The sequence below is a fragment of the Paracoccus sp. J56 genome, assembly GCF_019633685.1.
GTDB lineage: Bacteria > Pseudomonadota > Alphaproteobacteria > Rhodobacterales > Rhodobacteraceae > Paracoccus > Paracoccus kondratievae.
Map to the genome: position 1 here is coordinate 1 of NZ_JAFL01000043.1, position 14675 is coordinate 14675.

The following is a 14675-nucleotide window of genomic DNA, read 5'->3' on the forward strand; positions in this document are numbered from 1 at the left end:
CCGTCTTCTGTTCGTCATGTTCGGCAGCCAGACCTGTCATCATCCGGGCGAAGACGCCCTTATCGCTCCACCGCTTCCAGCGATTGTAAAGCGTCTTGTGCGGCCCATAGGCGGCAGGTGCGTCACGCCATCGTAAGCCGTTGCGATTGATGAAGATTATCCCACTCAAGACGCGTCTGTCATCTACGCGAGGCTTGCCGTGTGACTTCGGAAAGAAAGGCTCAAGGCGCGCCATCTGCGCATCTGTCAGCCAGGAAAGATCAGACATGTTCACCGCTCGTTTTCGAACCGTGAATCACGACACCACCCTGAAATCAATGGGTCCTGACCCTATGAAGATGTTCTGGAACGTATCGCCGCAGAGGAAGCGCGGCTGCGTTTTGATGCCTTCGATGAAATGATCGCCTGGCTGATTGGGCAATCGCTTGTTGAAAAGGCCCGCGCTGAACGCCTTCCGGTCGTCGTCAATATCCGCACCCCTGACGCGACACTGTTTCATGCTGCGCTGCCAGGTTCGGCCCCGATCAATGACGACTGGGCACGGCGCAAATCCAACGTAACCCTGCGCTGTCATCGTGCATCCTATGCGATCGGGCTGGATTTCCGTCGGCAAGGCATCCCATCGCCCGGTGCCGAACAAGGTATGCCGCCGGAAGATTTTGCGACACACGGCGGCAGTTTTCCGGTCCGGTTGCGAGACGGGCGCGTAGTCGCCGCCGTGACCGTGTCGGGCTTGCCCCAGGAGGATGATCACGACATGGTCGTGAAAGCCATGGAAAGCGTCATGCAGGCTCTGTCTGTGCAATAGCCGTGACCTGGATATCGCGCGTGAGGCGCGGTGAGCTCTCCCGCGCCTCGTATGCTTCATGTTTCGGAATCAATACGGGCTGTCCGGGAAGTAGAACTCCTCGGCGTTTTCCTTGGTAATCAGCGGGCTGTCCAGGACATAGCGGCCGCGGATGGGCGATTGCGTGGCATAGCGCATTGCGGTGACCTCAATGGCTGGGGCAATCAGGGTCGGCGGATAGAAGATATTGGCGTCGATCAGCTTGTCACCGTCCATGATCATCTTGATCACCCGGTTCATGCCCGAACCGCCCAGCAGCACCATGCCTTCCTCGCGCCCGGCCTGCTCGATGGCCGCGCGGGCGCCTAGCGCCGCGTCGTCGTCGCCGGCCCAGACTCCGTCGATCTCGGGGAAGCGGGTCAGGTAGTCCTGCATGACCTCGAAGGCCTTGTCGGGGTTCCAGTTGGCATATTGCATGTCGAGGATCTCGATCCCCGAACCCTCCAGCGTCTTCTGGAAGGCTTCGATGCGGATATTGTCGATGGCGGTCGGGATGCCGCGCATCACCACGATTTTGCCGCCCTCCGGGAATTTCGACTTGAAATACTCGGCTGCAACCACGCCATATTGCGGGTTGTTACCGCCGACATAAAGGTCTTCGACGCCTTCCTCGGACAGGCCGCGGTCGACGGCGGTGATGAAGATGCCCCGATCCTTGGCGGCCTTGACCGGCTCTGTCAGCGGGTCGCTCTCCATCGGCAGGATCACCAGCGCGTCGATCTGCTGGGCGATCAGGTCCTCGACGTTGTTGACCTGCGTTTGCACGTCGCCCGCAGTGGTCAGCACGAATTCCAGCTGCGGGAAGGCCGCTTCCATCGCCTTGATGCTGCGTTCGGTATGGAAGTTCAACCCGCCGGTCCAGCCATGCGTGGCGGCGGGGATGGCGATGCCGATCTTGGCGGTCTTTTCTTGGGCGTTGGCGGGCAGGGCGGTGGACAGAGCAAGCCCGGCGGCGCCGGCGGCCAGTATCAGGCGGCGTGTCAGTTTCATGGTCTTTTCTCCTCCTTAGGTTATCGGGATGTGCTGCGACGTTGCAGGAAGACGGCGATCACGATGATCGCGCCCTGAAATGCGCCGTTCAGATGAGGGCTGACGAAGCTGGTCAGGTTCAGGATATTGGCGACGAGGCCGAGGATCAGGACGCCGGCGACAGTGCCCCAGACCCGGCCATAACCACCCGAAAGAGCAGTCCCGCCGATGATGACGGCGGCGATGGCCTCAAGCTCCCAGAGCATCCCCGTCGAAGGGGTCACGGCGCCGAGGCGGGGGATATAGATCAGCGTCGCCAGTCCGACGCACAGCCCTTGCAGCGCATAGGTCGCCATCCGCGCCCGGTCCACGCGGATGGCGGAATGGCGTGCGACCTCGGCATTCGAGCCGATGGCTGTGACATGGCGGCCAAAGCGCAGCCGGGTCATGGCGATCTCGCCCAGGATGGCCAGCGCCGCGAAGATCAGCACCGGCACCGGGATACCCAGGACCGTGCCATAGTAAAGCGGTCGCCCCACGCCGCGCAGGGCAAAGTCCAGCGAGATCGAGCCGCCATCCGACATCCAGGTGATCAGCGAACGCATGATTCCCATGGTGCCCAGCGTGACGATGAAGGCGTCGATGCGGCCCCAGACCACCAGTCCGCCATTGACCAGCCCGGCGGCGCCGCCGAAGGCAAAAGCCAGAAGCAGGCCAAGGATCAGCGCGCCGACGGCGCCCATCATGGGCAGCAGCGCGTTCATGCACAGGATCGACAGCCCCGCTACCAGCGCCGCCATAGCGCCGACCGACAGGTCCAGTCCGCGCGCGGTGATGATGAAGGTCGCGCCGATGGCGATGATGCCGATGACCGAGGACCGCGTCAGCACGTTTAGCAGGTTCTCGGAGGTCAGGAAGGTCGGGCTGAGCAGGCTGCCCGCCAGGAACAGCAGCACCAGCGCCAGAAGCGGGCCCAACCGGCCCAGGAAGTTGCGGATCATGTCGAAGCGTCCTGTGTCTGAAGGCCAAGCGCGAGGTCGAGGATATCGCGCTCGGTGGGGCGGCTGCCGTCGGGCGGCGCGACGGTTCCGGCGACGCGGCCGCGGTCCAGTACCAGGATCCGGTGCGCGAGACCGATCAACTCCTGCAATTCTGACGAGATCACGATCACCGCCTTGCCCTGCGCGGCAAGCCCTGCGATCACTTGGTAGATCTGGCTTTTCGCGCCGATGTCGACGCCGCGCGTGGGCTCGTCCAGGATCACCACGTCGGGGTCGGGCGCCAGCGTCTTGGCGATCAGCACCTTCTGCTGGTTGCCGCCCGACAGCTGGCCGACCGCGATCCTGGGTGAGGCGGCGCGGATGGAATAGCGCGCCTGCGCCTCGGCATAGCGGCGTGCGTCGCCGGCCCGGTCGATGACCGCACCTCCCGTCAGCGCGCCGAAGGTCAGGCTGGTGTTCAACTCCAGGTTTTCCGCCAGCAGCAGGCCCCGCGCCTTGCGGTCCTCGGTCAGGTAGGCGATGCCCAGCCGCCATGCCTCGACCGCGTCGGGCAGGGGATGTTCTGTCCCGCGCAGGACCAGGCGTCGCACCGTCGCGGGACGCAGGCCGACCAGCCCCTCGACCATCTCGGTCCTGCCTGCGCCAACCAGGCCGCCGATGCCCAGGATCTCGCCAGGCGCCACCTCGAAGGACACGTCCTGCACCGGCGGGCCGAAGTCGCGCGGCACCGACAAGCCCTCGACTGCCAAGATCGGCGGGGCCGTGGGCCGGGGGCGCAGCGGCGGGAACAGATCCTCCATCTCGCGCCCGATCATGGCCGATGCAATGTCGTGTTCGGACAGCCCGGCAGCGGGCCGGTCCAGCGTGATCGCCCCATCGCGCAAGACCGCCACACGGTCCGAGACCGCCCGAACCTCGTTCAGCCGGTGCGAGGTGAAGATAACCGAACCGCCTTCCGCCACAAAGGCGCGGATACGGGCGAACAGCGCCTCGGTCTCTCGCGCGCCCAGGACGGCGGTCGGCTCGTCCATCAGCAACAGGCGGGGGCGGGCGGCGAAGGCTTTGGCCAGTTCGACGATCTGCCAGCTCGATACCGGCAGACCCACCATGCCGGCGCGCGGGTCGATGTCCGAATTCAGCAGTCGCAGCGCGTCGCGGGCGGCGGCGCGCATGGCGGCATAGTCGATCAGGCCCATCCGGGTCGGTTCGCGCCCCAGCACGATATTCTCGGCTACGCTGAGGTCAGGGATCAGGGCGAATTCCTGATGCACCAAGACAATCCCTGCGGCCTCTGCCCCTTGCGGGTCGGCCGGCACCGATTGGCCCTGCCAGCGCACCTCGCCTTCGCCAGGACGCAGATACCCCGCGATGATCTTCATCAGCGTCGATTTTCCGGCGCCATTCTCTCCCACCAGGGCGAGCACTTCGCCCGCGCCGAGCGTCAGGTTGATGCCTTTCAGCACCCTGTTCGGGCCATAGGCATGTGCAATTCCATCCAGCCAAAGCGGGTTCGGCTGCTGATTCTGCTGCATGTGAAATCCTCCACCGCAATAGAAACACCGATCCATGAAATATTGCAATAGTTGTTGCGATCACGGTCGATCCGCGCTTTCTATTGCCGTAGAGGGCAGGGAATCACTTCGAGGAGGAAGTCGATGTCAAAGAATGCCAACTTCGCGGGGGCCTTCCCCGCCATGGGCCGCAAACTGCGCCTTGGGGTCGTGGGCGGCGGCGCGGGTGCGTTCATCGGACAGGTCCATGCGCGGGGTGCGCGGCTGTCGGATCGCTGGCAGATCGTCGCCGGGGCGCTGTCGTCGCGCCCCGAGGTCGCGCTGGCATCGGGCCGCGACTGGGGGCTGGAGCCCGACCGCAGCTATACCGACTGGCGCGAGATGGCGCGGGCCGAGGCGGCGCGGCCGGACGGCATCGACGCGGTGGCGATCACCGTCCCGAACCATCTGCATTTCGCGGTCGCCATGGCTTTCATGGACGCGGGCATCGACGTGATCTGCGACAAGCCGCTGGTCAATACGCTGGTCGAGGCGCGGGCGCTGATCGACAGACAGCGCGAAACCGGGTTGATCTTCGGCGTGACCTATTCCTTCGCGGCCCATGCGATGGTGCGGCAGGCCCGGCAGATGGTGCGGGAAGGTGCCATCGGCAGGGTCATGCAGATCCATGTCGAGTATTTCCAGGAAATGGCGCTGCTGCCCGCCGATGCCGCCTGGTCCGGCACGCCCTGGCGGCAGGATCCCGCCAAGGTGGGGGGTGCCGCGACTACGGCGGACATCGGTTCCCACGCCCATCATCTGGCCGAGTTCGTATCCGGCCTGCGCATGACCGATCTGCGGGCCGAGTTTCACCGGCTGGGGGCCGATCAGCCCCTGGAGGATACCGCCTTCATGAGCTGTCGGTTCGAGGGCGGCGTGCCCGGCACCCTGCTGATCTCGCAGGCGGCGGCGGGGGCCAGTTGCGGGCTGCGCATCCGCATCTCGGGAACCGAGGGCACGCTGGAATGGGATCAGGAGAACCCGGAATACCTGCAGCACCGACCCTTCAATGCCCCGCATATCCGCATTTCGCGCGGGCATGGCGCAGGGATGCTGTCGGATGCGGCGCGCTTCGTCCACATGCCGCGCGGCCATCCCGAAGCGCTCTCGGATGCCTGGGGCAATCTCTACGAGGAATTTGCCATCGCCATCGAGGCCCGCCGCGAAGGGCGCGATTTGCCGGACGGGCTGCTGGCCTATCCGGGGCTGGAGGAGGGCGCTGCGGGCGTTGCCTTCATCCAGGCCGCGATCCGCTCGAATGCCGAAGGCGGGGCGTGGGTATCCTGCGCCTGCGACGCCTGACGGAAGAACACGAGGAGGAGGAACTATATGAAACGACTGATGATCACCACCGTTTTCGCGATGACCGCATTCGGTGCGCAGGCGCAGGAAATCGGCGTCGCGATGGCGCAATTCGACAACAATTTCCTGACCATTCTGCGCCAGGGCATCGAAGAGGCGGGCCGAGCCGAGGGTGTCACCTTGCAATTCGAGGATGCGCAAAACGATGTGCCCCGGCAGTTGAGCCAGATCCAGAATTTCATCTCGTCCGGGGTCGACGCGATCATCGTGGTCGCGGTGGATTCCGATGCGATCACCCAGATGGACAAGATGGCGAACGATGCCGGCATTCCCATCGTGAATATCAATCGCGAACCGCCGAATGTAGAGAGCCTCGGGCCGCTGGAAGCCTTCGTCGGCTCGCGTGAGGTCGATGCGGGCACGATCCAGGCCACCGAGGCTTGCCGCCTCGTCAAGGAAAAGATCGGTAACGGCGAGGCGAAAGGCGCCATCCTGGCGGGCGACCTGTTCATCCAGGCCGGCCGCGTGCGGACCGAGACGGTGCAGGACTTCGTCAAGACGCCCGGCTGCGATTTCGTGAAGATCGAGGACATGCAGGTCGCCGACTGGTCGCGCAGCAAGGCCTCGGATCTGGTCTCGAATTGGCTGACCGCCGGGCTGACGCCGGATGTGATCTTTGCCAATAACGACGAAATGGCCATCGGTGCTGCACAGGCGCTGAAGGCCGCAATGGTCGACCCCGAGGATGTCGTCGTGGCCGGCATCGACGCGACGCCGGACGCGCTGATGGCGCTGAAGGCTGGCGACATCGACCTGACCGTATTCCAGGACGCGGCGGGGCAGGGGCGCAAGGGGCTGGAGGTCGCCGCCGCCATGGCGCGGGGTGAGGAACTGGCAGAGCGCGCCGTCTATATCCCGTTCGAACTCGTGACCCCCGAGAATGTCGATGACTACCTGGCGCGCTGAAGCCAACCATCTCGCCATGCGGAGGGATTGCAGATGAGCCTGGCCATTGGCGTGATCGGCGCCGGTGTCATGGGCGGGTTTCATGCCCGCCTTTTCGCCGAGGAGATTTCGGGGGCGCGGCTGGTTGCGGTTTCCGACCCCGATCCGGGCCGGGCAGGCGCATCTGCCTATGGCGCGCAGGTCTTTGCCGAGGGCCTTGAACTGATCGAAAGCGACCTGGTCGAAGCGGTGCTGGTCGCCGCACCTGACGCTGCTCACCACGAATTAGTCATGGCTGCCATACGCCTGGGCAAACCCGTGCTCTGCGAAAAGCCTCTGGCCTCGACGGTCGCGCAATGCCGCGAGATCGTCGAGGCCGATGCGGGCCGCAACCTGGTCAGCGTCGGCTTCATGCGCCGCTTCGATCCCGCCTATCGCGAAATGAAAGCTGCCTTGGACGCGGGCCGGATCGGCGCGCCCCTGCTGATGCATTGCGTGCATCGCAATCTCGAGGCGCCGCGTTGGTTCGACGGCTCGATGATCGTTACCAATGCCATGGTGCATGAGATCGACATCTGCCGCTGGTTGCTGGACACCGAATACACCTCGGCAAGCCTGACGCAGGTTGGCGATGCTGGCGACATGCTGCTGGCCGAATTGCACACGGATCGCGGGGCGGTCGTCTCGGTCGAGATGTTCATGAACGCCGCCTATGGCTACCACGTCCATGCCGAGATCGTCGGCCGCGAGGGGACGGTGGCCATGGCCGAACCGGCGCAGGTGCGATTGCGGCGCGGCGGTGCGATGCAGGCCGGATATTCGTCCGACTGGATCGGGCGCTTTGCCGACAGCTATCGCTTGCAGGATCAGGCCTGGGTGCGGGCATGCCGTTCCGGCCGGCCCTGCAAGGACATGGCGACGGCCCGCGACGGTCTTCTGGCGACCGGCTATTACCAGCAGTTGGTCGAGCATCTGCCAGCAGGCGGGGGGCCGCTGACGCCTCGCATGTAAACATGCGCAAGAGAGCGTTTGTTGCTGTATTTCGTATCTGCAATTTTTATTGCAATCACGCTGCGGAGGGCCTATGGTCAATGTCGAGGCAGGGAATCCCTGGCTCGCGGAGGCCAGGGGCAAGATGCGAACGTGCATCGCTCACGGTTCTCGGACATGGCGGGAGGTCGTCATCAGGTCGGAATGGATGCGGCGGAACAGTGGTTCTGCCAACGGCTTGATATTGCCTTGTCGCATCAAGGTTTTGGCTTCGTCCGACGCGAGAAGATCGGACGGAGGTAGCAGGAGGAGGAAAGACCCACATGATCAAGAAACTCGCGACGGCCACCGCGTTCTGTGCGCTGATGGCAGGCACGGTTCAGGCCGAGACCATCGGCGTTGCGATGTCGCTCTTCGACGACAACTACCTGACCGTGCTGCGTCAGAACATCCAGCGCCACGCCGACGATCTGGGCGTTACCGTGCAGATGGAGGATGCCCAGGGCGATATCGCCCGCCAGCAGTCCCAGATCGAGAATTTCGTCGCCTCGGGCGTGGACGGCATCATCGTGATGCTGGTCGACGCCGATTCCGGCCAGGCCATGTCCCGCATCGCCGACCGGGCGGGCGTGCCGCTGGTCTTCGTCAACATGCTGCCCGCCAACATGGACGAGTTCCCGGAAAAGCAGGCCTGGGTCGGCTCGGACGAAGAGCAGGCGGGCGAGTTGCAGGCGACCGAGATGTGCAAGCTTATGGGCGGCGAGGGCGATGCCGTCATCCTGATGGGCCAGCTTGGCACCACCGGGCAGCGCGGGCGCACCGCGGCGGTCGAACGCGTGCTGCAGTCGGATGAATGCAAGGGCATCAACGTGCTCGACTCGCAATCCGCGAACTGGATGCGAACCCCGGCGCTGGACCTGATGACCAACTGGCTGACTTCGGGGATGCAGCCCGATGCCGTGTTCTCGAACAATGATGAGATGGCGCTTGGTGCGATTCAGGCGCTCAAGGCATCGGGGATCTCGATGGACGATGTGATCGTCGGCGGCGTCGATGCCACGCAGGACGCGCTGGCGGCGCTGGAGGCGGGGGATCTGGATGTCACCGTCTATCAGTCCGCCAAGGGCCAGGGCGAGGGTGCGCTGGACACCGTCCTGAAGATCGCCCGCGGCGAGGCATTCGAGCCGCGCGTGGCCGTTCCCTTTGAGCTGGTCACGCCCGAGAACGTCGCGGAATACAAGACGCAGAACTGATCCGGGCGGGCATTCGGTCGCGCACCGGATGCCCGGACCTCAATCCGGGGGCCGCGTCCCCTGACAGTCTTTCGGGGGGAAGATGGTTTCGAAGACCACATTGGAGGCGATCGAACGCTACAAGGAAAAGAGCCTGCCCTATATCCTTGAAATCGAGGGTATTCGGAAGGAGTTTCCCGGCGTTGTGGCGCTGGATGATGTGCAGTTCCGGCTACGTCCGGGCTCGGTTCACGCGCTGATGGGCGAGAATGGCGCAGGCAAGTCCACGCTGATGAAGATCATCGCCGGCATTTACACGCCCGACCGCGGCACCATCCGCCTGCGCGGCGAGGAGGTCGTTCTGTCCAGCCCGCTCGATGCGCTGGAACAGGGCATCGCAATGATCCATCAGGAACTGGCGCTGATGGACTGGATGACGGTCGCCGAAAACATCTGGATCCGGCGCGAGCCGAAAAATGCGCTCGGCCTGATCGACCACCGCAAGATGACCCAGATGACTCGGGAATTGTTCGCGCAGCTTCGGCTCAAGATCGATCCGACCGCGCAGATCAGCACCCTGACCGTCGCGCAGCGGCAGATGGTCGAGATCGCCAAGGCGGTCAGCCATCGTTCCCAGGTGCTGATCATGGACGAACCGACTTCGGCGATCACCGAAACCGAGGTCGACCACCTGTTCGAGATCATCCGCGACCTGAAGGCGCGCGGCGTGGCCATCGTCTACATCACCCACAAGATGAACGAGCTGTTCGAGATCGCCGACGAGTTCTCGGTCTTCCGAGACGGCAAATATGTCGGCACCCATACCAGCACCGACGTGACCCGCGACGACATCATCCGCATGATGGTCGGGCGCGAGATCACCGAGATGTTCCCCAAGGAGGAGGCCGAAATCGGCGACGTGATCATGTCGGTCGAGAACCTCTCGCTGCCGGGCACCTTCCACGGTATCACCTTCGATCTGCGCCGCGGCGAGATCCTCGGGCTGGCCGGCCTGGTGGGCTCGGGCCGCTCGAACGTGGCAGAGGCGCTGTTCGGCGTGACGCCGGCCACCGAGGGCAAGATCCGCATCGCCGGCCGCGATGTCACCATCGCCTCACCCGCCGATGCCATGCGCGAGGGAATGGCGCTGCTGACCGAGGACCGCAAGGCGACCGGCTGCTTCCTGCCGCTCACGATCCTCGAGAACATGCAGATCGCAGCCTTGCATGAAGGCCATGTCAAGCTGGGCTGCGTCGATGAGCGGGGGATGACCAATCTCTGTCTCGAGATGAAGGACAAGCTGCGGATCAAGACCCCCAACCTCGACGAGCGGATCGAGAACCTGTCGGGGGGCAACCAGCAGAAAGTTCTGATCGCACGCTGGCTGCTGACCAAGCCGAAGATCCTGATCCTGGACGAGCCGACCCGCGGCATCGACGTCGGCGCCAAGGCCGAGATCCACCGGCTGATCTCGCGCCTGGCGCAGCAGGGGGTCGCCGTCATCATGATCTCGTCCGAACTGCCCGAGGTTCTAGGCATGTCCGACCGGATCATGGTCATGCACGAGGGCCATATGACCGGGATCCTGGACCGGGCCGAGGCGACCCAGGTGAAAATCATGGAACTGGCGGCCCGCTGAGGCCCGCGCGGCGCCCGAGGAGGATATTATCATGGACAATGTGCAGATCGAACCCGTCAAGCGACAGCGGCGAGGGCTGCCGCAGGAGTTGAACATCCTGCTGGTGCTGGTCGCCGTCGCGCTGGTCTTCGAGATCCTGGGCTGGATCTTCCAGGGCCAGAGCTTTCTGATGAACACCCGTCGCCTGACGATCATGATCCTGCAAGTCTCGGTCGTGGGCATCATCGCCATCGGCGTCACGCAGGTCATCATCACCGGCGGCATCGACCTGTCGTCGGGCTCGGTCGTCGCCATGACGGCGATGATCACCATGAGCGTGGCGCAGTCGGGCGATTATGCGCGGGCCATGTATCCGGCGCTGACGGACCTGCCGGTCATGGTGCCGCTGGCCGTCGGGCTTGGGCTTGGGCTGATCGCCGGCATGATCAACGGCGCGCTGATCGCGCTGACCGGAATTCCGCCTTTCATCGCTACGCTCGGCATGATGGTGACGGCGCGCGGCATCGCCAAATGGTATACCAAGGGCCAGCCGATCAGCTTTCCCACGGACAGCTTCGCCGCGATCGGATCGGGCGCCTGGCCAGTCTTCATCTTCCTGGCGGTGGCGCTGATCTTCCATATCGCCCTGCGCTATACCCGCTATGGCAAGTTCACCTATGCCATCGGCGCCAACCCGCAGGCGGCGCGCGTCTCGGGCATCAACGTGCAGCGCCATCTGATCAAGGTCTATGCCATCGCCGGGCTGCTGGCGGGGCTGGCCGGCATCGTCACCGCCGCCCGTGCGGAAACGGCGCAGGCCGGCATGGGCATGATGTATGAGCTTGACGCCATCGCCGCGGCCGTGATCGGCGGCACCTCGCTCAGCGGCGGGCGCGGGCGGATCTTCGGTACGGTGATCGGCACGCTGATCCTGGGGCTGATGATGTCGGGCTTCACCTTCCTGCGGGTCGATGCCTTCTATCAGGAGATCGTCAAGGGCGTGATCATTGTCGCCGCCGTGGTGGCCGATACCTTCCGCCAGAACGCCCGCAGCAAGAAAGCCTGACCTTCCCCCAGGCTTTGGGCCCGGAGCGCCTCGCTCCGGGCCTTTTTCATGGATGCCGCAATGCATTGGACCATCTTCGCATCGCCCACCGAACTGGCCGTGACCGCGCTGGCCGTCGTCCTGGTCGGTCTTTCCAAGGGCGGCCTCGGCGGCATGAGCCTGCTCGGTGTGCCGCTCATGGCCCTGGTCATGCCCCCGGTTACTGCGGCGGCGATCCTGCTGCCGGTGCTGGTGGTGATGGATGTGGTCAGCGTGGCAAGCTGGCGGGCTTGGGTCGATTGGCAGATCATGCGTCGGATCATGCCCGGAGCGATCGCAGGCATCGGGATCGGCTGGGCCAGCGCCGAACTGGTCTCGGACTCGGCGGTGCGCCTGGTCGTGGGACTGGTTTCGCTGGCCTTCGTGGCGCGCGCGCTTGTCGGAACGGGGCAGGGCACCGCGCTTGCCGGCGCGCGTCCGGCGGCCGCCCGCTTCTGGGGCGGGCTGGCCGGCTATACCAGCTTCGTCGCCCATGCCGGAGCGCCACCCCTTCAGATCTACATGATGCCGCTGCGGCTGGATCCGAAGCTCTTCACCGGCACCACGGTGATGTGCTTTGCCGTGACCAATGCGCTGAAGCTGATCCCCTATGCCGCGCTGGGAGAGTTCGGCGCCGATAACCTGGCCCGCGCCGCAGCCATGCTGCCGCTGGCGGTAGGGGCGACCTGGCTCGGGGGCTGGGTGGTTCGCCACATGCGCGCCAGCATCTTCTATCCCTTCACCTATGCCTCGGTGGCGCTGGTCGGGGTCAAGCTGGTCTGGGACGGGTTGGCCGGGCTCTAGGGTCAGGATTCATAACCAATAGATGACGAGAGCCGCGAGGGCGATGGCTGAGAGGAAGACCTTGGGGCATCGGTCATAGCGGGTCGCGACGCGCCTCCAGTCCTTGAGCCTGCCGAACATGATCTCGATGCGGTTACGCCGCTTGTATCTCCGCTTATCGTATTTGATCGCCGTCTTGCGTTTCTTCCGGCCTGGGATGCAGGCACGTATCCCCTTGTCCTGCAACGCTTCTCTGAACCAGTCAGCGTCATAGCCACGATCTCCGAGTAGCCATTTGACGTTTGGCAGGCCACTCAGCAGGGCCCGAGCGCCGATATAATCGCTGACCTGTCCAGCGGTGACGAACAGGTCGATCGGTCGCCCCTGACTGTCGCAGATGGCGTGCAGCTTGGTGTTCATGCCGCCTTTGGTCCGACCAATCAGACGTCCACGCCCCCCTTTTTGACGCCCAGACTGGACGCCGTTCGATGGGCCTTCAGGTAGGTGGCGTCGATCATCACAGTCTTCTTCTCACCGTGCTTGGCGGCCAGCCCCGCCATCATCTTCGCGAAGATGCCTTTGTCGCTCCAACGCTTCCAGCGGTTGTAGAGCGTCTTATGTGGGCCATACGCGGCGGGCGCATCGCGCCAACGCAAGCCATTGCGATTGATGAAAATAATCCCGCTCAGCACCCGTCTGTCATCAACCCGGGGCTTCCCGTGCGACTTGGGAAAGAAGGGCCGGAGCCGCGCCATCTGCGCCTCCGTCAGCCAGAAGAGATCGCTCATGTCACCGCTCCGTTTTCGGAGGCGTGAATCACGCAGCGCAACAGAAATCAATGCATCCTGACCCTAGGTTCCGGTCACGGTCGGGATGCGCGGATCCTCGTCATTGTGCTGCACGCGGGCAGCGACGGCCACCACCAGCGCCTGCGCCAGGCACATCGGCGCGGCCAGCGAGCGCGAGAAGGTGTAATCGTGCTCGGGCACCGGGAACAGCACCCGCGCCCACCGCGCCAGGGGCGACAGCGTGCTGTCCGAGATGGCGATGATGTCGATGCCTTTCTGCCCCGCTTCCTCGACCACGTTCACCACCTCGTTGGCATAGAAGCGAAACGAGACCGCCAGCAGCACGTCGGTCTTGCGAATGGTGCGGCCGATATGCGTGGCCAGCCCGCCGCCGGGGTCCAAGAGCACGCAGCGCTTGCCCAGCATGGTCAGCACATAGCGCAGGAGTTCCACCACCGGCGACGAGCGCAACTGGCCGATCAGGTAGATGATGTCTGCACGGTCCAGCAGGTCGGCGGCCAGCGCCAGGTCCTCGGGATTCACCTCGTCCAGCAATTGCTGAAGCGAAGCGATGTCGCGCACCACCAGGTCGCGCAGGAAGCCGATCTCGGTCGGATCGCCCGCGCCCTTCAGCTCGGTTTCCAGCGCCTTGACGCGGGCCTCGAAACCCGGAGCGGCGGTGGCCAGGCGCTTCTGGAACAGCGCCTGCAATTCCTTGAAGCCCTTGTAGCCCAGGGATTGCGCGAAGCGCACGAAGCTCGAGGCGTGAATGCCGCAGCGCTCGGCGATGGCATTCACCGAATGGACGGCGACCTCGTTGGGGTTCTGGGTCAGATAGACGGCGATGCGCTGATAGGTCTTGCTCATCTGATCGTGGCGATCATGGATGATGCGGATCAGCTCTTCGTAATCCTGCGGCGGGTGGCTTGTTGACATGGCGTTCCTCTGCCGCCAAGCCTGCAATAATTATTGCAGGGTGCCAAGCCCTCTTTCTTCCTATTCGATCTCGACCATGAGATCCTTCGCGTCGATCTGTTCGCCCGGCCTGACGTGGAGGGCTTTCACCACGCCGGCGCGGTCGGCGTGGATGGCGGTTTCCATCTTCATGGCCTCGATGGTCAGCAGCAGGTCGCCGGGATTGACCCTCGCGCCCTGCGTGACCGCGACCGAGGCGACGACGCCGGGCATGGGGGCGCCGAGATGGCCCTCGTTCGCCGGGTCGGCCTTGGGACGGGCGGCGGTCTGCGACTTGACCAGGCGGTTCGGCACCCGGATCACCCGGGGCTGGCCGTTCAGTTCGAAAAAGACTTTGACTTCGCCCTGTTCGTCAGTCTCGCCAATGGCTTGCAGGCGGATTTCCAGCGTCTTGCCGGGATCGATCTCGGCCTCGATCTCTTCGCCGGGTTCCATCCCATAGAAGAAGGTCCGCGTCGGCAGGGCCCGCACCGGACCGTATTGCCGGTGACGGCCCATGTAGTCGAGAAAGACCTTGGGATACATCAGGTAACCGTTCAGGTCCTCATCATCGACATGCTTGCCCTCTAGCTGACGGCTCAGATCGGCGCG

Annotated in this window: 15 protein-coding genes; 8 read left to right on the forward strand and 7 right to left on the reverse strand. The window is 64.3% G+C overall.

The features are described 5' to 3' along the window. Positions 1 to 268: transposase (locus M511_RS17930; RefSeq protein ID WP_139824630.1), on the reverse strand; the 268-nt coding region annotated here is incomplete at its 3' end. Positions 269 to 343: 75 nt separating this feature from the next. On the opposite strand from M511_RS17930, the gene M511_RS17935 reads away from it, so the two are divergent. Beyond that, a complete protein-coding gene (locus tag M511_RS17935) occupies positions 344 to 808 on the forward strand; it encodes a heme-degrading domain-containing protein (protein ID WP_029372690.1) in 465 nt (154 codons plus the stop codon). Positions 809 to 877: 69 nt separating this feature from the next. On the opposite strand, the gene M511_RS17940 is transcribed toward M511_RS17935, so the two are convergent. Genes M511_RS17940 through M511_RS17950 form a run of 3 tightly spaced genes read right to left on the reverse strand, consistent with a single transcriptional unit; the run spans position 878 to position 4349 of the window. Continuing rightward, the gene (locus tag M511_RS17940; protein ID WP_010400126.1) at positions 878 to 1837 is read right to left on the reverse strand and encodes a substrate-binding domain-containing protein; all 960 of its coding nucleotides are present in this window, start codon (positions 1835 to 1837) and stop codon (positions 878 to 880) included. Positions 1838 to 1857: 20 nt separating this feature from the next. Further along, positions 1858 to 2817 carry an ABC transporter permease gene (locus tag M511_RS17945; RefSeq protein ID WP_085503078.1) on the reverse strand — a complete coding sequence of 320 codons (960 nt, stop codon included), beginning with the start codon at positions 2815 to 2817 and terminating at the stop codon, positions 1858 to 1860. Then, entirely contained in the window at positions 2814 to 4349 is a 1536-nt protein-coding gene (locus M511_RS17950; RefSeq protein ID WP_085503081.1) for a sugar ABC transporter ATP-binding protein, read from the reverse strand. The genes M511_RS17945 and M511_RS17950 overlap by 4 nt, the downstream gene beginning before the upstream one ends. Before the next feature lie 123 nt (positions 4350 to 4472). Here M511_RS17950 and M511_RS17955 point away from each other — a divergent pair, with 123 nt between their 5' ends. From M511_RS17955 to M511_RS17985, 7 genes are all read left to right on the forward strand, one after another. Beyond that, positions 4473 to 5669, forward strand: a complete 1197-nt coding sequence (locus M511_RS17955) for a Gfo/Idh/MocA family protein (protein ID WP_010400121.1) — start codon at positions 4473 to 4475, stop codon at positions 5667 to 5669. Positions 5670 to 5696: 27 nt separating this feature from the next. Continuing rightward, the gene (locus M511_RS17960; RefSeq protein WP_010400120.1) at positions 5697 to 6635 is read left to right on the forward strand and encodes a sugar ABC transporter substrate-binding protein; all 939 of its coding nucleotides are present in this window, start codon (positions 5697 to 5699) and stop codon (positions 6633 to 6635) included. Between the two features lie 33 nt (positions 6636 to 6668). Continuing rightward, the gene (locus tag M511_RS17965) at positions 6669 to 7625 is read left to right on the forward strand and encodes a Gfo/Idh/MocA family protein (RefSeq protein WP_085503083.1); all 957 of its coding nucleotides are present in this window, start codon (positions 6669 to 6671) and stop codon (positions 7623 to 7625) included. 302 nt (positions 7626 to 7927) lie between these two features. Next, a complete protein-coding gene (locus M511_RS17970) occupies positions 7928 to 8857 on the forward strand; it encodes a sugar ABC transporter substrate-binding protein (RefSeq protein ID WP_010400115.1) in 930 nt (309 codons plus the stop codon). A gap of 82 nt (positions 8858 to 8939) precedes the next feature. Further along, positions 8940 to 10475: a sugar ABC transporter ATP-binding protein gene (locus M511_RS17975; protein WP_010400114.1), complete on the forward strand. Its 1536-nt coding sequence runs from the start codon at positions 8940 to 8942 to the stop codon at positions 10473 to 10475. 31 nt (positions 10476 to 10506) lie between these two features. Next, positions 10507 to 11520, forward strand: a complete 1014-nt coding sequence (locus M511_RS17980) for an ABC transporter permease (protein ID WP_010400113.1) — start codon at positions 10507 to 10509, stop codon at positions 11518 to 11520. Between the two features lie 60 nt (positions 11521 to 11580). Beyond that, entirely contained in the window at positions 11581 to 12342 is a 762-nt protein-coding gene (locus M511_RS17985) for a sulfite exporter TauE/SafE family protein (protein WP_176224581.1), read from the forward strand. A gap of 9 nt (positions 12343 to 12351) precedes the next feature. Here M511_RS17985 and M511_RS17990 read toward each other — a convergent pair. From M511_RS17990 to M511_RS18000, 3 genes are all read right to left on the reverse strand, one after another. Next, positions 12352 to 13109 (reverse strand): IS5 family transposase gene (locus M511_RS17990; RefSeq protein ID WP_139824631.1). Its coding sequence is split into 2 segments (ribosomal slippage): positions 12352 to 12788 and positions 12788 to 13109, totalling 759 coding nucleotides; the frame shifts between segments, so codons are not numbered across the junction. 63 nt (positions 13110 to 13172) lie between these two features. Then, the gene (locus M511_RS17995; RefSeq protein ID WP_010401069.1) at positions 13173 to 14045 is read right to left on the reverse strand and encodes a MurR/RpiR family transcriptional regulator; all 873 of its coding nucleotides are present in this window, start codon (positions 14043 to 14045) and stop codon (positions 13173 to 13175) included. Between the two features lie 60 nt (positions 14046 to 14105). After that, positions 14106 to 14675: biotin/lipoyl-containing protein (locus tag M511_RS18000; RefSeq protein ID WP_139824632.1), on the reverse strand; the 570-nt coding region annotated here is incomplete at its 5' end.